The sequence below is a fragment of the Pseudomonas sp. MIACH genome, assembly GCF_001269925.1.
GTDB lineage: Bacteria > Pseudomonadota > Gammaproteobacteria > Pseudomonadales > Pseudomonadaceae > Aquipseudomonas.
The window spans coordinates 1-17,638 of record NZ_LHVO01000041.1; the positions used below are offsets into that span (position 1 = coordinate 1).

Sequence of the window (17,638 nt, forward strand, 5' to 3'; positions counted from 1 at the left end):
AAGAGCATCAGATTGCGGTGTGTGAAGACGCAATGAACCGAAAGTTCGATGCTCACAAAACACCGACAGCTGTCACATACCCAATTTGCTGAAGCGAGGCCAACTGGCCGCGACTCAGTACCCGAATTTCTTGACGACCATAGAGCATTGGAACCACCTGATCCCATCCCGAACTCAGCAGTGAAACGATGCATCGCCGATGGTAGTGTGGGGTTTCCCCATGTGAGAGTAGGTCATCGTCAAGATTAAATTCCGAAGCCCCATTTGCGAAAGCAGATGGGGTTTTGTTTTGCGCGGTCGAAAAGTGTCTTGCGTGATTTGCCCGAACATCACATCCAGTGCTGTGGGCTTGCACGCGAAAAAACTGGCAATAAAGCGCACTCTCTCACTCCCTCATTCCGCAACCATGCCCCCGCCGACAAATTTGCACAGTTATTTCTGAACCACACCACTAGAATAGGCACCTAACCTTTTTTAGAGTCAGAGCCCTATCTATGCCGGATCCGGTTGATGCCCTCGAGGCATCGGATTTACCACTGGACGACCTGGTGGCATGCCATGAGTGCGATTTGCTGATGCGTAAACCCGTACTCGCTCTCGGTGAAAAAGCCCAATGCCCGCGATGCGGTTACGAGCTGTACGCTCACCGCCACAACGTCGTTGAGCGCAGCCTTGCCTTGGTGCTTGCGGCACTGCTCCTTTACATTCCCGCGAACTTTTTGCCCATCATGCAGCTCAATCTACTCGGGCAGACTTCGGAGGACACCGTATGGAGCGGCGTTGTCGGGCTATTCGACACCGGCATGCAAGGTGTCGCTGCCGTCGTGTTCTTGTGCAGCATGGGGATTCCCCTGCTCAAGCTGCTCTGCCAACTGGCGGTGCTGCTCAGTATTCGCTGGAAGATAGGCCGCAGTTACGGACTGCTGTTGTACCGCATCTACCATCACATGAAAGACTGGGGGATGTTGGAGGTCTATTTGATGGGCGTATTGGTGGCGATCGTAAAGCTCGCCGACATGGCCTCGATCACGATCGGCCTGGGTCTGGTCTGCTTTATCAGCCTATTAATGGTTCAGGTTCTGCTTGAGGTGGTGATGTCGCCGCACCAGATCTGGCAAGCACTGTCAGGAGAAGATGATCATGCGGGCGATTGACGCAGGCATTCTGATTTGTACCGAATGTCACGAGTTGAACAAGCAGGAAGCTGATACCGATGAGCAAACCTGCACTCGATGCGGTGCGCTGATCCACGCCCGTCGCCCAAACAGCCTTGTACGTACCTGGGCATTGCTGATCACCGCAGCAATTTTGTATATCCCCGCTAATCTGTTGCCGATCATGACCGTTAATTCTCTCGGCCAGGGCGAGCCCAGCACTATCATGGCCGGTGTGATCCAACTGGTTCAGCACGGTATGTTCCCGATTGCGGCGGTAGTGTTCATCGCCAGCATCCTGGTACCGACGTTCAAGCTGGTGGGCATTGGCCTGCTACTGTTCTCGGTACAGCGTCACCAACCGCTTTCCGCGCAGCAACGCATTATCATGTACCGCTTTATCGAATTCATTGGCCGCTGGTCCATGCTGGATATCTTCGTGATCGCCATCCTGGTGGCGGTTGTAAATTTTGGACGGCTTGCCAGTGTTGAGGCCAACCTCGGCGCGGCGGCGTTCGCCAGCGTGGTGATTTTGACGATGCTTGCCGCTGTAACTTTTGATCCCCGACTGATTTGGGATAACACGGAGTCGGACGACGACCATGAGTGATTTGCCTAAAGCTAAAACCCGCCCGGCCTCCAATTGGTCGGCCATCTGGGTTCTTCCCCTGATTGCCCTGCTCATCGGTGGTTGGTTGGGGTGGCGTGCGTATTCCCAGCAGGGCATTGAGATCCAAGTGCGCTTTGAAAGCGGCGAAGGCATCCAGGCCAACAAAACCGAAGTAGTCTACAAAGGTATGTCCGTGGGCAAGGTCAAGACCCTGGCCCTTGACGACGAGGGTAATAATCGAGGGGTGATCGCCACCATCGAGATGAACAAGGATGTTGATCAATACCTCAAGACCAACACCCGTTTCTGGCTGGTCAAGCCCAGCGTCAGCCTTGCCGGTATTACCGGCCTGGAAACCTTGGTCTCCGGTAACTACATCGCCGCGAGCCCTGGTGATGGTGAACCTACCCGTAAATTCAAGGCGCTCTCCGAAGAGCCTCCGTTATCTGACGCCAAGCCCGGTCTGCACCTGACCATCAAGGCCGACCGCCTCGGTTCGCTCAACCGTGGCAGCCCGGTCTTCTACAAGCAGATACAAGTCGGCCAGGTCAAAAGCTACTTGCTCTCAGAGGACCAGAGCACCGTCGAGATCAAGGTCTACATCGAGCCGACCTACGCCAGCCTGGTGCGCAAACACACGCGCTTCTGGAACGCCAGCGGCATCAGCATCGACGCCAACCTCTCCGGTGTGAAAGTGCGCAGCGAATCTCTTTCCAGCATCGTCGCCGGTGGCATTGCCTTCGCCACCCCAGAGAACCGCAAGGACAGTCCGCCCACTGATCCGAGCCTGCCGTTCCGCCTGTACGAAGATTTCGACGCCGCCGCAGCCGGTATCAAGGCCAAGGTCAAACTCACGGACTTCGAAGGCCTGCAGGCCGGGCGAACGCCGGTGATGTACAAAGGCATCCAGGTCGGTAGCCTGAAGACCTTGAAGATCGACCCGGACCTGTCCAGCGCCAACGCAGAGTTGACCCTCGATCCATTGGCCGAAGATTATCTGGTGCAGGACACCCAATTCTGGGTGGTCAAACCCTCCATCTCGCTGGCCGGTATTACCGGCCTGGAAGCCTTGGTCAAAGGTAACTACATCGCCATCCGTCCTGGCGACAAAGGCAGCGCCCCACAACGCGAATTCGTTGCGCGCGCCAAGGCTCCGCCATTGGATCTGCGCTCCCCGGGCCTGCACATGGTGTTGTTTACTGACAACCTCGGCTCCCTGGATGTCGGCAGTCCTATCCTTTACAAGCAGGTCAAGGTGGGTTCGGTGCAGAGCTACCAGTTCTCGCGCAAGAACAAGCAGTTGGTGATCGGCGTTCATATCGAGAAGGAATACGAAAACCTGGTCAACGGCTCGACGCGATTCTGGAATGCCAGCGGCGTCACCCTGACCGGCGGCCTCACCGGTGGTATCCAGGTGAAGAGTGAATCCCTGGCCAGCCTGATGGCCGGCGGTATTGCCTTCGAAACGCCGCAGCCGAACGTACCGCTGAAAAAACGCATTCCACGTTTCCGCTTGTTTGCCGACCGTGAGGCGGCCAATCAACACGGCACCCTGGTGACCATCAAGGTCGATCGCGCGGATGGCATGCGTCCAGGCACACCGGTACGTTTCAAAGGACTTGATGTCGGTAAGATCGAGAGCGTCGACCTCAGTGCCGATATGCAATCGGTGCTGCTCAGCGCGCGTATTACCCAAGTAGCGGACCGCATCGCGCGTGCCGGCAGCCAGTTCTGGGTGGTCAAGCCTGAGTTGGGCTTGATGAAAACCTCCAACCTGGAAACCCTGGTCACCGGGCAATACATCGAAGTGCAACCGGCAGCGAAAAACGCCGGGCCACAAAAAAGTTTTGTCGCGCTGGACCAGCCCCCTGAAGCTGTCCGCCAAGAGGCCGGCCTGAGCCTGACACTCAGCGCCGCCCGCCGTGGCTCGTTGAAAGAAGGCGTGCCGGTGACCTACCGCGAAGTCACCGTGGGCAAAGTAACCGGCTATGAACTGGGCCAGACTGCCGACCGCGTGCTGGTCCACATTCTGATCGAGCCCAAATACGCGCCGTTGGTACGCAGTGGCAGCCGCTTCTGGAACACCAGCGGCTTCGGCCTCGACTTCGGCCTGTTCAAAGGCGCGACGGTGCGTACCGAGTCCCTGGAGACGCTGGTTGCCGGTGGTATCGCCTTCGCTACGCCGGACGGCGAGCGTATGGGGAACGCGGCTCGGCCGCAGCAAACCTTCCCGCTGTTCGACAAATTCGAAGACGAATGGCTGACGTGGGCGCCTAAAATTCCACTCGGCAAATAAAGCTACAAAAAAGGCCGCGATCCAATGGATCGCGGCCTTTTTACATTTCAGTGCAAAACGTCAGACCTCATCCAGCTCCGGTTCATCCGCCTGCACATTCACCGTTGCCTTCACCACATCGTGGCGACGGATGTACTTCCAGTCCGCCTCATCGATATAGATCCCGTTCGGCCCGCTGCCGCCTTCCAGGTCGATCGCCACCTGCGCGGAAACCTGAGGCTTCACACTGGCCAGGATCGGCACGAAGCCCAGCTGCAAACTGGTTTCCAGCAGCGCCGCCTGGTTCTTCTCATCGATGTCGGCCGCTTCGTCGAGGTAGTACGGCAAGCGCACGCGCCCGGCCTGGTCGCGGTCCATCAAGTGCAGCAACAAATACATGTTGGTCAGCGCCTTGATGGTCATGGTGGTGCCGTTGGACGCCGCACCGTCGATATCGGTGTGGATCACCGGCTGGCCATGCACCTTGGTGATCTCGAAAGCCAGCTCGAACAGGTCCTTGAGACCCAACTGGTTATGGTTGGCGGCCACCAGGCGGGCCAGGTATTCCTTGGCCTCTTCGTTCTTATTGTCCTGCTCGGCACTTTGGCTGAGGTCGAACACCGACAGGGTTTCGCCTTCTTCGTACTGGCCAGCACTGTGGATGATCTGGTCGATATGCTTGAGGGCTTCCTTGTTCGGCGCGAGCACGATGCGGAAACTCTGCAGGTTGGACACCTGACGCTTGTTGATCTCGCGGTTGAACAGCGCCAACTGGTGTTCGAGGCTGTCGTAGTCGCTGCGGATATTGCGCAGGGTCCGCGCGATATCGGTGACCGCCGCACGGCGTGCCTTGCCCAGTGTCAGCGCCTCATCAGTGCGGTGCGCATAGGCGTTGATCAACAATTGCAGGCGACGTTCGACGTCATCCTCGCTGTCGAATTTGGCCACGCCCTTGAGGCGTACCTGCGCGTACAACGCCTCGATCTGCCCATCGGCACGCAGCAAACCCTGCCAGCTGTCCTGATAGTCATTGAGCAGCGGCAGCAGGTTGTCCATGGAGTCATCGACCGGGTCCATGAACGGCGTGCCGAACGGCAGGTCCGCCGGCAACAGTTGGCGACGGCGCAATGCGTCATCCAGCGTGCGTTGCTTGGCTTCCATATCGCCGATCTGCCGGCCTACCAGTTGCAGCTTGGCGGACAGTTGCTGGACGCGTTCGGTAAAGGCGTCACTGGAACGCTTCAACTCATCCTGGGCTGCTTCCATCTGCGCCAGGTTTTCCAGTTTTTCGCCTTCCTCGGCACTCAGGGCTTGCGCGCGGCGGAAGTCTTCAAGAGCTTTTTGCGCATCCAGCACTTGCTGGTACAGCGCTTCGGTCTGGGTCTTGCTCGCAGCGCGGTCGGAGGCCACGGCTTGCTGGGTTTTCAGCTGCTTGAGTTCTTTTTCCAGGCGCTCTTTCTGGTCGCGCAACGCCGCGCGATCCGCCAGGGCCTGCAGCGCCGGTGGTTCGATGTGCGAGATGTCGATGGACAGCCCCGGCACTTCAAAACGCTCGCCCTTGAAGCCATCCAGGATCTGCTCCAGGGATTTGACCCACTGGCCGTCCTCGTCCAGCGTGATGCCGTGTTCACCCAATGGCAGGCTGAACAACGAGCTGTTGAACAGGCGCATCAGACGCTCGACATCCTGCTGCGAAAACTCTTCGCGCAGCTTGGCGTAGCTGTTGTTATCCGCGTGATCAAGCTGCTGCCTGACCGACTTCAAGCGTTTTTCCAGGTCGCGCAAACGCTCGTCCAAATCCTCGGCGCTGAACTGCCGTGACTGCGCCAGGGCGCCCGCCAGTTCATCGTGAGCATCCTTGGCCGCCAGCAGTTGCTGCTCCAGCACCTTGACGTCATCCACCAGGGCAAAGCGATGCTTGAGCACCGACAGCTCGCCCAGCCAACGCTGGATACCACTGATTTCCCGCTCCAGGCGCATCAGCTCCTGGGTGCCGCCACGCTGATCGTTCTGCAGCGCATCCTGCTCGTTGCGGTAGTGCTCGGCCTGGATGGTCAGCTCTTCCTTGCGCGCACTGGCGTAGTCCGACCAGGTGCCCAGCAGCGAATCCAACAGCGGCGACAGGCGATGCAGCTTGCCGCGCAGGGCATCGCGCTGCCGAACGCCATTGGCCAAGGCTTCCACCAGCGGGCCGGCAGCGACCAGGGAGTTGTAGTCCTGCTCCATGCGGCGTACATCGCGGAAGGCTTCTTCGCACGCGGCGATGTAATCCACGCTACCCGAACGCAGGCTGTGTTCGAACGCATCGAGGAACAGCTGCTTGAGCTTGGCGGCGGTGATTTCGCGCATGTGCAGCAGGTTGATAAACAGCGCGCGGAAGGTCTTCAGGCTCTGCTCGCTGGTGGAGCGCAGCGGGATCAACGTCAGGTCCAGCGGAATCGAAGTGTGGCCACCCACCAGTAAGCGCCGCAGTTCATCCGGCTTGAGTTCGTAGGCCTTGAGGCCCTCGCGCTCAAGGTTGGTGAACAGCTCTTTCTGGCGCAGGCAGGTGTCGTTTTTCTGGTAGTGGGCCAGGTCCAGCTTGCCGGCATAGGCAAAGAACTGGTGACCAAAACCGCCGCCCGGACCGCGCCCGACCACGCCGATTACGTGCGGGCCGTGGGGCAGGGAGACTTCCACCAGGATGTAGCTGGTGTCGGTGGCGAAGTAGAAGCGCCGCGATTGCTCCAGGGTGTACTTGCCGAAACTCATGTCCGACATGCGCGCCAGGATCGGGAACTGCAAGGCGTTGATCGACGCGGATTTACCCAGGTTGTTCGCGCCATACACCGACAGCGGCTCTTCCAGCGGGAACAAGCCCAAGCTGTAACCGGCGGTGTTCAATAGGGCGAAGCGGCGGATGCCGTAGCGTTCCTTACTCATGCGTCGGTCTCCTGTTCTTCGGCAATGGCGCGCGCCAGGGCGTCTTCTTCGCTTTCTTCAGCGAAGTCACTCAAGTCCAGCGGGTCATCGGTCTTCAGCAGTTTCTCGTCGCTGTCTTCGTCGATGATCACTGGCGCTGGCAACGGCAACACGCTGTGCACGCTGGCGGCGAGGTCACGGTCCTGCTGCACCGACAGGCACACGTCGAGGAAGCGGTGCATCGGCGGCAGGAAGCGGTAAATACCGTTGTCCTCGCTGGCAAACCCCAGTTGGGTCATGCGGCGCATGATTTTTTCTTCGAGTTCTTCCTGGGTCTGCACTTCGGCCTGGATAAACAGGTCGCGGTATTTTTCCAGCAGGGAGGGCAGTTCATCGCGGCCCAGGCTGCCACCGTCGAGCACGGCGATCGGGTCGCGGCCCTGGTCGGCCAGGTGCTCGACGATGATGAACGTGAACAACGCCAGGCGCTGGGCAGTCTTGTTCACCTGCGCACTGGCAATCGCGGAGTCCGGCACGAAGTAGTAGAAACCGCGTGTGTCACAGACCAACTCAAAGCCCAGGGCCTTGAACAACGTGCGGTACTGGTCCTGGAAGTTCGACAGCTGCGCATACAGCTCTGGGTCGCGGCGGCTGACGTGGTAACCCTTGAACAGCTCGCGAAAGATCGGCGCCAGCTGGGACAGTTCGGATAGATCAAGATGCATAAGGTGTACTCGCAGGATGCTCGGCGGCGTCGGTGCCGGCCGGGAGCAGGGCGAATGAGCGCAGGCTGACCTGGTGCTCGTGTGTGTGATAGTCGCGGCGTTCCAGGCGCTCGCGCTTGAAGCGTTTTTCCCGCGAGAGTCGCGAGAACCAGTACAGCAATTCGTCGGTGGCACCGTCCGGTTCCTGCTCCAGCAGCCAGGTCATCAGGTCCGGCATCGGCAGCGCGTCTTCGCAGCGTTCGAGCATCTCCTTGACCGTACGCGGCGCGCGCTGGGCTTCGCCCTTGTGGGACTTGTGTGCCTTGGGGAAGCGTGCCGGTTTCGGCTCGAAATTCGCCAGGGCGTACACATAGGCCTCGACCTGGCTGGCACTGCCGAGGAAGGTGCTTTGCGGTCGGGTGAACATCGGCATCGCCGCCTGTGGCACCGCGTCCAGGCCTTTACGGCGGATGGCCGACAGCGCGAGCGCCGCGCCACGGGTCACGGCGTTGTGCCGGCGTGCTTCTTCGCGCAGCGGCAACAGCAGCTCGCGGGCATGGCGCAAGGTCAGTTGGGCACTGGTCTGCATTTCGAGGATGCGTGCGTGGGTGCGCAGCAGCATGTCGTCGTCCACCAGGTGGCCGAGGCGCTGTTGCTCGGTGAGCATGCGCAACAGCACGTTTTCCACCTTGCGCACGCCTTGTTCGAAGGCGCCGTCGGCGTTCACCAGTTGAATCATTGGTTCGACGTATTCGTCCCAGGTCGCCAGGACTTCGGCGTAGCGCTGGCGCAGCGGGATCTGCCGGTCGCTGGTCTTGGCGCGATCGGCCACGGCAGCCAGGGCTTGTTCGTCGTTGGCGAGTTTTTTCAGCACATCGCGTACGCGCATATCGAGCAGGCGCAGTTGCCGGGCCAGGTCGTGGCCATCACGGATGTCGAAGGCGTCCTGGATATAACCGGCCAAGCGCTCCAGATGGCGCAGGTAGGCTTCGATTTCCAGGCACAGGCCAAGCCGGTGCTCCTTGCGAAGATAAGCCAGGAAGTCGTGGATCTGCGCATTGAGCTCGAAACGGTTCGGGCTCTTGGCGACAGGCACCAGGATGTCCAGGCGAATCCACACGTCCAGCAGGCTGGTGATGTCCTGGGGCGTGCTGTCCAGTTGTTGGGCGGCCAGTTGTGCGCGCAACTCGCTCAGGCTCAGGGTGCCTTGGTCGAAGTGTTCGCACAGTGGCTCAAGTAAGGCCCAGTGTTCGGCGAGGGCGCGCAGGACGCGCTTGGGTTCGATCATGGGAATGGCCGGCTGGTTGGCAATTAAAAGTCGCGATTGTACTGCATCAGACGTGGGATTTATCCACAGCCGGTCAGTGCACAGTGGGCGATTGTTACCGAACAGCGGTAGAATCCCCGCTCTTTACTTATCCACAAGTGGCCGAGCTGTGCTTATCGAGTCCCGACGTCGCGCTTACTTGACCGCCATGCAGGTGGTCAACTGGCTGCCCCGCACCGAACTGCCGTTTGCCGCGCCATCGCGGCCCGAGCTGTTAGAGGCGCTTGAGCCCTATGAGGCGTTCGAGACCTCGGGCGAGGAGGCCGCTGCCCCGGTGGTGGTGGTCAAGCCCGTGCCGCAAGCGCGGCCGGCGGTCGAGCGGGCCAAGATCGAAGTGCCACGCCCGTCGCCCATGGCTAAGCCGGTTGTGGCCGAAGAGGCTGCCCCGGTGGTCAAGGCCCCGGTAGTGCCGCCACCGCGTTTCGCCCTGCAACTGCTGCGGGCCGGGCGTTGCCTGCTATTGGTGGAGTTACCCACCGGCGAGCGCTTCCAGACCCGCGATCCTGCCTACATGCTGCTCAAGGACATGCTGCGCGCCGCTGGCCTGCCCGACAGCCCGCAAATCGTCGGCGACCCGGTACGTTGGCCACTGCTGGTGCGCGGCACCATGGACCAGGGCCCGGAAGCGGCGCGGGATTTTGTGCAAGGCTTCGTCTCGGCACGCCTGGAAGACGAACCTTGTGTGTGCCTGTGGTTGATCGGCCTGCCCGCCGTACGGTTTGCTGGGGAAGCGAATGCCGAGTCCTGGTACCGCGAACTGCAGGTCGAAGGCCTGGGTTCTGTATGGGCCCTGCCGGGCCTGGAATTATTAATGGAAGAGCCACAGCGTAAGGCTGATGTCTGGCAAGCCATGCGCCGGCTGATGGCGCGCTGGAAAACAACCGATGAGTGAGGCTTTATCCTTCCGCCCGATGACCGAGGCCGACCTCGACGCCGTGCTGAAAATCGAATACGCGGCGTTCAGCCACCCCTGGACCCGCGGGATCTTTCTCGACGGGCTGGGCAAGTACCAGATCTGGCTGATGTTTGAGGGCGAGCAGCAGGTGGGCCACGGCGTGGTGCAGATCATCCTCGACGAAGCGCACTTGCTCAATATCACCGTCAAGCCGGAAAACCAGGGCCGTGGCCTGGGCCTGGCGCTGCTCGAACACCTGATGTCGCGCGCCTACGCGGCCAAGGCTCGGGAGTGCTTCCTGGAGGTGCGCGACAGCAATACCGGCGCGTTCCGCCTCTACGAGCGCTATGGCTTCAACGAGATCGGCCGTCGCAGGGACTACTACCCGGCTGTCGGTGGTCGCGAAGATGCAGTCGTCATGGCCTGCACCCTGGTCGACTGAACACGCGAACCAATGTGGGAGGGAGAAGTCGAATCGTCGCACCGCCCCTCCCATATTTGGACTTGTGCAGTGTCAGCGGTTTCCGTCTACCGGGTCGAGATCAGCCAGTTCCGCTTCATCCAGGCCATTGCCGCCGCCAATGTCATCTTCATCCACAATGCTCAGGTCAAAATCCGCCGGGTTGTCTTCGCCCGCCTCCCGAGCATCCCGCGCACCATCTTCATGGATCAGCGTTTCCGGGCTCATATCATCATCGGTCGACTCATGATCAGCCGTTGAAGCCCCGGTCATGCCGGCTTCGCGCACCCGTTCGTCGGGCATCAGATGCTCACGCTCGCGACGCGGGATCTCATCGCCGATCTCCGCCGTCGGCGTCTCTTCGTCAAAATCCAGCTCCCGCACCTGACCCATGCGGTCTTCGTTATCATCAATCGGTTCCGGCTCGGTAGCGCCGTAGGGACGTCGTGATTCAGTCATGGCCAATCCTCATACTGTGGGGCTTATAGTGTGTGGACAGGCATGGCCCCCCAAGATTCAAGTAATTGCCCGCCGGCTATCTTTATCATCGGCGTGACCCGGACGGGCGGTCGTCTGTCAAAGCTGCGCATCATTCCTGAGGCTTTCCCTGATGAACGAACTACAAGACCTGCTTGATAACAACGAACGCTGGGCGGATGCGATCAAACAGGAAGATCCCGAATTCTTCGCCAAGCTTGCCCGCCAGCAGACCCCTGAATACCTGTGGATCGGTTGTTCCGACGCCCGCGTACCGGCCAACGAGATCGTCGGCATGCTGCCCGGTGACCTGTTCGTACACCGTAACGTGGCGAATGTGGTGCTGCACACCGACCTCAATTGCCTGTCGGTGATCCAGTACGCGGTCGATGTGCTCAAGGTCAAACATATCCTCGTCACCGGCCACTATGGCTGTGGCGGTGTGCGCGCCTCGATGCAGGACCGCCAGTTCGGCCTGATCGACGGCTGGCTGCGCACCATTCGCGACCTCTACTACGAAAACCGTGACGTGCTGGCGCAACTGCCGACCGAGGAAGAGCGTGTCGACCGTATGTGCGAGCTGAACGTGATCCAGCAAGTGGCCAACGTCGGCCACACCAGCATTGTGCAAAACGCCTGGCACCGAGGGCAGAGCCTGTCGATCCACGGCTGCATCTATGGCATCAAGGATGGACGCTGGAAAAGCTTGAACACCACCATCAGTGGCTTTGAGCAGTTGCCGCCGCAATATCGCCTGCGCCCGTTGGGCGAAGTCTAAGGTCGTTTGCGCTCGCGCCACTGCGCCATGAACTGCTGTCCCTCGGCATTCAGGGGTTCGTCGCGTCCGGTGATCCAGCCCCGGCAGTTCAGTTCGCCGCATTGGCACTCGAACTGCCGGAACAACGCATCCTCGGTGCTGGCGTAATCCATGGTCAACGGGGTGCCGGCCCGGATGGGCTGTACGGTCCAGAGTTCCAGGTACGTCGTGTCAAAAAACACGTTCGGATTACACGAGTGCCTCAGCAGGCCGCAGAACCAGCAGTCGTACAAATGGATGCGCGGCGACAGCTGCAACGTGTGCGGGCGCCGTTCGCTCACGGCGTAACCGGACACCTTGGCGATACGCACGCGGCCTTCCAGCGCGACGCGTGCCTTGATCCCGCTCGCGGTACTGCCAGTGCCCTGCATGACCTGGAAATGCCGATACGACGGATAGCCCTGCTCAACGAGCAGCGTCTTGAAGGGGTACAGGCAGTCATTCGTAGCCGTTTTAGCCTTATCCATGGCCTGAGTTTTCATAACTCTCCTTGGTGAGGCTGCATCGACCTGCGGGTGGAGTCTGACTACCAGTCTTGCAGCGGATGGGCGCGGCTCAAGACTCGCTGAAGTTGCAGCCTATTTCTACTGTGAAATCTGACAGTAGAAATAGGCTGTCCATTGTGTGCCTTTAAAGTGCCGGAGCGGCCATCGTGGGCGCTGGCGCTGGATTTCTCAGCTGTTTGAGCTGGGTCTTGATGACGGGCGTGGCGCATTTGGCATTCGCCTGTTCCGGGCTCAGGTTGCGCACCGAGGTGTAGAACAGCTCGCAGGTCTGTTCCTTGCGCGTGACCTGCCAGGTATTCATGCAGGCCTTGAGCAGCACATTCGCATCGCTCGCCGGTTTCTGGCCCATGCCGGCCTGCCAGCAGGCGGCGCTCAAGTCCTGGCCCATCACTTTCAGGCCGGCGTCATCGGCCTTCTGCTCATTGCCGTCATAGGTGGCCGGGTCTGCCGCGTACCAGATGTAGCTGGGGTGGTTGGAGCCAAGCACCGAAACGGTTTTGCCCGCAGCCGGGCTGATCTGCGCCAGGCCCAGTACGCCCACGGATTGCCCGTATTGCTGTTTGATCCAGTTGCGCACCGGCGCGCCGAACGCAACCATTGGCAGCGAACCGTTGGGGCGCAGGCTCAGTTCACTGACCATGCGGGTCTGGTAGTCGGTAAAGTAGCTGTAGACGTTCTCCAAGTCCTTGCCCGCATTGGAAGGTGCAGCGATGGGCGCGATATCGATGATGGTCTGGTAGGCCGGGGTTTCGGTGGCCGGCACGCCGTTATCGGTGAGCAGTGTGGCCCAGCGGTCGGTGGTGGCCGATTCGAGGTAATCCTGGGCCTGGGTCAACGAGTAATCCGGCGGAAAATGCAGCAACTCGATGCTCTTGCGGTTTTCCAGGGCCATGCCGAGCGGCAGGAACAGGTACCAGTTGTAGGCCCATTTGCCGTCGCTGTTGAGTTTGCTGGCGCCTTGGTAGGCCAGGTCGGCGGTGTTGAGCAACGTGGTCAAGGGCTGGCCGTAGTGCTCGGGCACGCCGCTGAAGGTGGCTGAGACCTGTCCGTCGTGGGACTTCACGCTGACCTTGGCTCGGCTGTAGCCGTCGCGCTGCAGGCTTTGGTTCAGGTAATGCTCGGCGGTCTGCTCCAGCGTCCATGGCCGAAAGCAGATCACGTTGCAGTTATTGGGGTAAGCGAACAACTGGGTAACCCGTTGCGTGCTGCCCAGTGGGACTTCGATGTCGGCGTGGACGACCGCACTGGCCATCAGTGCGGCCAGGGTGAAGGACAGCCTGGTCGGTTTGAACATACTCGATTCCTTGTCAGCAAAAGCCCGTCTGTGCGGGATCAAATCCCATCTCCTCACAGTAGCGGCTGACCAGGAAAACCGTGGACTAAATCGCCAGGCATGTCGTTATTGGATAAGCGTCCTACACGTTGAATTGCAAGGCGTTGCTCAAGTCCCCCATGGGTTTCTGGCCTCGGGCAATCATCGCGTCATCGCGTTGCTTGAGCCCGTCCAGGGTCTCGAGTTGGAAGACCCGCGTAATCAAACGCAGGATCGACGCGGTGTCGTACACCGTATGGTCCACGGTGCCTTTGCGCGCGAAGGGCGAGACCACCAGCGCCGGAACTCGCGTGCCTGGGCCCCAGCGGTCGCCTTTTGGCGGGGCGACGTGGTCCCACCAGCCGCCGTTTTCATCGACGGTCACCACGACCACCATGTTTTTCCACTGCGGGCTTTCCTGCAGTACCTTCAAGGCGCGGGCGATATGGCGGTCGCCCGAGGCCACGTCGGCGTAACCGGCGTGCATGTTCAGGTTGCCCTGGGGCTTGTAGAAACTCACGGCTGGCAGCTTGCCGGCCTGGGCATCGGCGAAGAACTTGTTGGTGCTCGCCTCATCGCCCAAACCGCCATCGCGCAGGCGCTTGTCACGCTCCGCACGGTTCTCGGGGCCCTGCTGCTTGAAATAGTTGAACGGCTGGTGGTGGTACTGGAAGTTAGGGATCTTCGGAATGCCGCCCGAATCCTTGAATTGATCCAGCGTCGCCTGCCACGCCCCGGCGTACCACGCCCAGTCGACGTTCTTTTTCGACAGCTTGTCGCCGATATGTTCGTGGGTTTGCGGCACCAGCACGTTAGGCAGGTCGGCCTTTGCGTAATCCGGGTTTTCCGGGTCACGAATCCAGGTCGGCCAGTAAGGCGGCGCCAGGGTGTTCACACCGTAGCCGTCCGGGGTCAGCGCGCTGGGGCCGAACTGCGGCGGGCCGGTCATGGCACTGGCCGGGGATTTATCCAGGGGCTTGAGACGCGGGTCGGTCGGGTCATCGCTTTGCAGCGTGGCGATCTGCGCCTTGGCCACCGACTGCGCCGCATTCGGGTAAAACGGCGCGGTGGCGCTGATCAGGTATTGATGGTTGAGGAACGAGCCACCGAACGCACCCTGGAAGAAGTTATCGCAGAGCACAAACTCCTTGGCCACATCCCACAGGCGCAGGGAATAGCGGCTCTGGGCGTAATGCCCCATCACCAGGCCACCGGAGTCGGCCCAGGCGACGAAACCGTCGTTCTTGCCGCCGTTGATCTGCATCTGGTTCTGGTAGAACACGTGCCACAAGTCGCGGGTGACCAGGCTCAAAGGCAGGTCTTCCGAGTTCGGGCCCTTGAGAGCGAACGGCGCGTTGGGCAGGTTCTCCTGGAATTGCACTTCGCTGGGGTAAGTCACCCCGTCCACGCTTTGCGGGCCCACTTGCAGCACACCGCCCCAGGCCGGGGGCAGGGTGGTCAATAGGCTGCCGTCGCGGTCGCGTTGTTGCGTGTCGGCGGCAGAAAGCGCCGACAGCGGTTTCTCAACGCCTGGAAAGTCCGCAAACAGGTTGTTGAAGCTGCGGTTCTCGGCATAGATCACCACCACCGTTTTCACCTGGTCGTGCAACGCCTTGTCCAGCTCCTGCGGCGTGAGCGGCCGCGCCACTGGCTTGCCGGGCGCCTCACTGCTATTGCCGCAGGCACTCAACGTCGCGCCAACCCCCAACACCGCCGCGCCCCCCAGGAAGCGCCGACGGCCGGTGTCTACCGGCGGTTGGGCTATGGAATCGGGGGAAGGGCGGTCTTCGTGATCATCACTCATTGCGGGGAGTCCTTGCTGGCGAGATGTTGCAAGATATTTCGCAGGACGGTAGCAATGCAATGTGACGGAACGAAGACATCGGTGTGATGAGTAAGGCATGTTTACGCGCGGTCAGCGCTGCTAGACTTGCCCGATAATGGACATCACTGAGGTGAACCGTGAAGCCTTCAACCGCCCTTGATCTAAAACGTGCAGCCGTCAGAGAAGTGGTGGGCCGATTTCGCATCTCAAACCCAAGGGTATTTGGGTCTGTATTGCTGGGTACCGACCAAGAAGGCAGCGACCTTGATTTGCTGGTCGATGCGCCGCCGGGAACCACTTTGTTTGATCTTGGCGGGCTGCAAGTCGAGCTTGAGGACCTGCTGGGGGTCAATGTGGATCTACTGACGCCAGCCGATTTGCCGTTGAAGTTCCGCGCAAAAGTGTTGGCTGAGGCACGGCCTGTATGACAGCAAATCGCCTTGGGGATTACCTGGATCACATAAGGCAGGCCACTGCTGATGCGATCAGTTTTGTAGAGGGCCTTAGCAAAGAAGAGTTTCTGGAAGACAGGCGTACTCAACAAGCGGTGGTCATGAGTCTGATCATCATTGGTGAGGCGTCGACGAAAATCATGGATCTGCATCCGCACTTCGCTGAGGCTCATTCACACATTCCTTGGCGCAGCATGCGGGGAATGCGTAACCGCATTGCTCACGGTTACTTCGATATCAACCTCGATGTGGTTTGGGACACCATCCAGAGCGCGCTGCCTGATCTATTGGCGCGTCTTCCTGTAACCGCAGTGTGACTGCACCTGTTGCAACAACAGGTGCAGTCATCAGTTATTCAAGGCATGACGGGCGGTAAATACTTCAACGTCGTCCCCAACGCCCACAGCAGGAACAACACCAGCGGCGTGTGCACCAGCAGCTGCACAAACGAAAACCCGATCAAATCCCGCGCCTTCAACCCCAACACGCCCAGCAACGGCAGCATATAGAACGGGTTGATCAGGTTCGGCAGCGCCTCGGCCGCGTTGTAGATCTGCACCGCCCAGCCCAGGTGGTATTGCAGGTCATTGGCCACTTGCATCACATAAGGCGCTTCGATAATCCACTTGCCGCCGCCCGACGGGATAAAGAAGCCCAGCACCGCCGAGTACACACCCATCAGCAGTGCATACGTGTCGTGGGAGGCGATGGACGTAAAGAAGGTCGAGATATGGTGCGCCAGGGTCTGGCCGTCGCCGCCCTTGACCACGGTCATCAGTGCCGCAATCGAGCCGTAAAGCGGGAACTGGATCAGCACGCCGGTGGTGGTCGGCACTGCACGGGCCACCGCATCGAGGAAGCTGCGCGGGCGCCAGTGCAGCAGGGCGCCGACCATGATGAACAGGAAGTTGTAGGTGTTCAGTCCCGAAATCGCGCTGATCGCCGGCTTGGTCGAGAACTCATGGAACAACCAGCCCGCCGCCAGCAATGCCAGCAGAATGGTCAGCAACGGGCTGTGTTCCAGCCATTCGCCGGGGCGGCTCGGTGCTTGCAGCTTGGGCAGGTTGAAGGCCGGGTCGACGCCACAGGCCTTGGCGTCACGGGCGCTGTTGGGGCCGGGCGCGGTGGCGTAGGCGATGATCAGAGACACCACGATCAGCGCCAGCAACAGCACGCCGGATTGCCACAGGAAGATGGTGTCGGTAAACGGGATCACCCCGGTGATCGACAGGATCGACGGCGGCAAGCTGGCTGGGTTGGCCTGCAATTGTGCGGCTGATGACGACAACCCCAGCGCCCACACCGCGCCCAGTCCCAGGTAGGCCGCCGCACCCGCAGCACGGTAGTCCATGCGCAAATCCGTACGACGGGCCAGCGCACGCACCAGCAAGCCGCCGAACACCAGGGACAAGCCCCAGTTGAGCAATGACGCCAACATGGAGATCAATGCGACCCACGCCACGGCGGAGCGGCCGTTCTTCGGGATACGCGCCAGGCGGTCGATCAGCTTGACCGCCGGCGGCGAGCTGGCGACCACATAACCACCGATCACCACAAAGGCCATCTGCATGGTGAACGGGATCAGGCTCCAGAAACCGTCGCCAAATGCCTTGGCGGATTCGGTCGGCGCGGCGCCCATGCCCAGGGTCGCCACGGCGACGATGATCACGGCGAGGGCGGCGAACACCCAGGAGTCGGGGAACCAACGCTCGGCAAAGTTCGAGCAGCGCAGGGCAAATCGGGCATAGCGGCTTTCTTCGATAGCATCGGCCACGAGTCTTTCCTCTTGTATTTATTATGGTGTCGGCAATTTTCCGGCATGTTCCGCTACGGCCATTGATATGGGAATGCAGTTATCTTCATCGATCCATGAGGAAAACAAATATATCTGCCGCGATTGCCATCAACCGGCTCAGCTCATAA

The 17,638-nt window shown here is 60.3% G+C and carries 16 protein-coding genes and 1 rRNA gene; 9 read left to right on the forward strand and 8 right to left on the reverse strand.

The features are described 5' to 3' along the window. Window positions 1-129 precede the first annotated feature (129 nt). From rrf to AD670_RS15840, 4 genes are all read left to right on the forward strand, one after another. A 5S ribosomal RNA gene (gene rrf / locus AD670_RS15825) occupies window positions 130-245 on the forward strand. A gap of 249 nt (window positions 246-494) precedes the next feature. Further along, window positions 495-1,154 carry a paraquat-inducible protein A gene (locus AD670_RS15830; protein ID WP_053134073.1) on the forward strand — a complete coding sequence of 220 codons (660 nt, stop codon included), beginning with the start codon at window positions 495-497 and terminating at the stop codon, window positions 1,152-1,154. Continuing rightward, the gene (locus AD670_RS15835; protein ID WP_053134076.1) at window positions 1,141-1,764 is read left to right on the forward strand and encodes a paraquat-inducible protein A; all 624 of its coding nucleotides are present in this window, start codon (window positions 1,141-1,143) and stop codon (window positions 1,762-1,764) included. Before AD670_RS15830 ends, AD670_RS15835 begins: the two co-directional genes overlap by 14 nt. Beyond that, window positions 1,757-4,060 (forward strand): PqiB family protein, encoded by a 2,304-nt coding sequence (locus AD670_RS15840; protein ID WP_053134079.1) that lies wholly within the window; start codon window positions 1,757-1,759, stop codon window positions 4,058-4,060. The genes AD670_RS15835 and AD670_RS15840 overlap by 8 nt, the downstream gene beginning before the upstream one ends. Window positions 4,061-4,120: 60 nt before the next feature. On the opposite strand, the gene mksF is transcribed toward AD670_RS15840, so the two are convergent. From mksF to mksB, 3 genes are read right to left on the reverse strand one after another with little or no spacing between them, the layout of a single operon-like run. Next, entirely contained in the window at window positions 4,121-6,961 is a 2,841-nt protein-coding gene (gene mksF, locus AD670_RS15845) for an Mks condensin complex protein MksF (RefSeq protein WP_053134082.1), read from the reverse strand. Next, window positions 6,958-7,665, reverse strand: coding sequence for an Mks condensin complex protein MksE (gene mksE / locus AD670_RS15850; RefSeq protein ID WP_027606956.1), 708 nt, complete (start codon window positions 7,663-7,665; stop codon window positions 6,958-6,960). Before mksE ends, mksF begins: the two co-directional genes overlap by 4 nt. Continuing rightward, window positions 7,655-8,932 (reverse strand): Mks condensin complex protein MksB, encoded by a 1,278-nt coding sequence (gene mksB, locus AD670_RS15855; protein ID WP_053134085.1) that lies wholly within the window; start codon window positions 8,930-8,932, stop codon window positions 7,655-7,657. Before mksB ends, mksE begins: the two co-directional genes overlap by 11 nt. Before the next feature lie 187 nt (window positions 8,933-9,119). Here mksB and AD670_RS15860 point away from each other — a divergent pair, with 187 nt between their 5' ends. Then, window positions 9,120-9,863: a hypothetical protein gene (locus tag AD670_RS15860; RefSeq protein WP_053134088.1), complete on the forward strand. Its 744-nt coding sequence runs from the start codon at window positions 9,120-9,122 to the stop codon at window positions 9,861-9,863. Then, window positions 9,856-10,308, forward strand: coding sequence for a ribosomal protein S18-alanine N-acetyltransferase (gene rimI / locus AD670_RS15865; protein WP_032886035.1), 453 nt, complete (start codon window positions 9,856-9,858; stop codon window positions 10,306-10,308). The genes AD670_RS15860 and rimI overlap by 8 nt, the downstream gene beginning before the upstream one ends. Window positions 10,309-10,380: 72 nt before the next feature. Here rimI and AD670_RS15870 read toward each other — a convergent pair whose 3' ends face one another. Further along, the gene (locus AD670_RS15870) at window positions 10,381-10,785 is read right to left on the reverse strand and encodes a hypothetical protein (RefSeq protein WP_053134090.1); all 405 of its coding nucleotides are present in this window, start codon (window positions 10,783-10,785) and stop codon (window positions 10,381-10,383) included. 151 nt (window positions 10,786-10,936) lie between these two features. Between AD670_RS15870 and can the strand changes: the two genes are divergently transcribed. Next, window positions 10,937-11,581 carry a carbonate dehydratase gene (gene can / locus AD670_RS15875; protein WP_053134092.1) on the forward strand — a complete coding sequence of 215 codons (645 nt, stop codon included), beginning with the start codon at window positions 10,937-10,939 and terminating at the stop codon, window positions 11,579-11,581. Here the strand turns inward: can and AD670_RS15880 are convergent. The 3 genes from AD670_RS15880 to AD670_RS15890 all read right to left on the reverse strand — a co-directional run bounded on the left by AD670_RS15880 (window position 11,578) and on the right by AD670_RS15890 (window position 15,242). Then, window positions 11,578-12,102 (reverse strand): SET domain-containing protein-lysine N-methyltransferase, encoded by a 525-nt coding sequence (locus AD670_RS15880; RefSeq protein WP_053134096.1) that lies wholly within the window; start codon window positions 12,100-12,102, stop codon window positions 11,578-11,580. The two genes, can and AD670_RS15880, sit on opposite strands and share 4 nt — an antisense overlap. Before the next feature lie 148 nt (window positions 12,103-12,250). Continuing rightward, window positions 12,251-13,420, reverse strand: a complete 1,170-nt coding sequence (locus tag AD670_RS15885; RefSeq protein ID WP_053134099.1) for a hypothetical protein — start codon at window positions 13,418-13,420, stop codon at window positions 12,251-12,253. 121 nt (window positions 13,421-13,541) lie between these two features. Further along, window positions 13,542-15,242, reverse strand: a complete 1,701-nt coding sequence (locus tag AD670_RS15890; protein WP_053134102.1) for an acid phosphatase — start codon at window positions 15,240-15,242, stop codon at window positions 13,542-13,544. Between the two features lie 158 nt (window positions 15,243-15,400). Between AD670_RS15890 and AD670_RS15895 the strand changes: the two genes are divergently transcribed. Together AD670_RS15895 and AD670_RS15900 are read left to right on the forward strand one after the other, a co-directional pair. Beyond that, a complete protein-coding gene (locus AD670_RS15895; protein WP_053134104.1) occupies window positions 15,401-15,691 on the forward strand; it encodes a nucleotidyltransferase family protein in 291 nt (96 codons plus the stop codon). Next, window positions 15,688-16,032, forward strand: coding sequence for a DUF86 domain-containing protein (locus AD670_RS15900; RefSeq protein WP_053134107.1), 345 nt, complete (start codon window positions 15,688-15,690; stop codon window positions 16,030-16,032). Before AD670_RS15895 ends, AD670_RS15900 begins: the two co-directional genes overlap by 4 nt. A 38-nt stretch (window positions 16,033-16,070) precedes the next feature. Here AD670_RS15900 and AD670_RS15905 read toward each other — a convergent pair whose 3' ends face one another. After that, entirely contained in the window at window positions 16,071-17,489 is a 1,419-nt protein-coding gene (locus AD670_RS15905; protein WP_053134111.1) for a short-chain fatty acid transporter, read from the reverse strand. Between the last annotated feature and the right edge of the window lie 149 nt (window positions 17,490-17,638).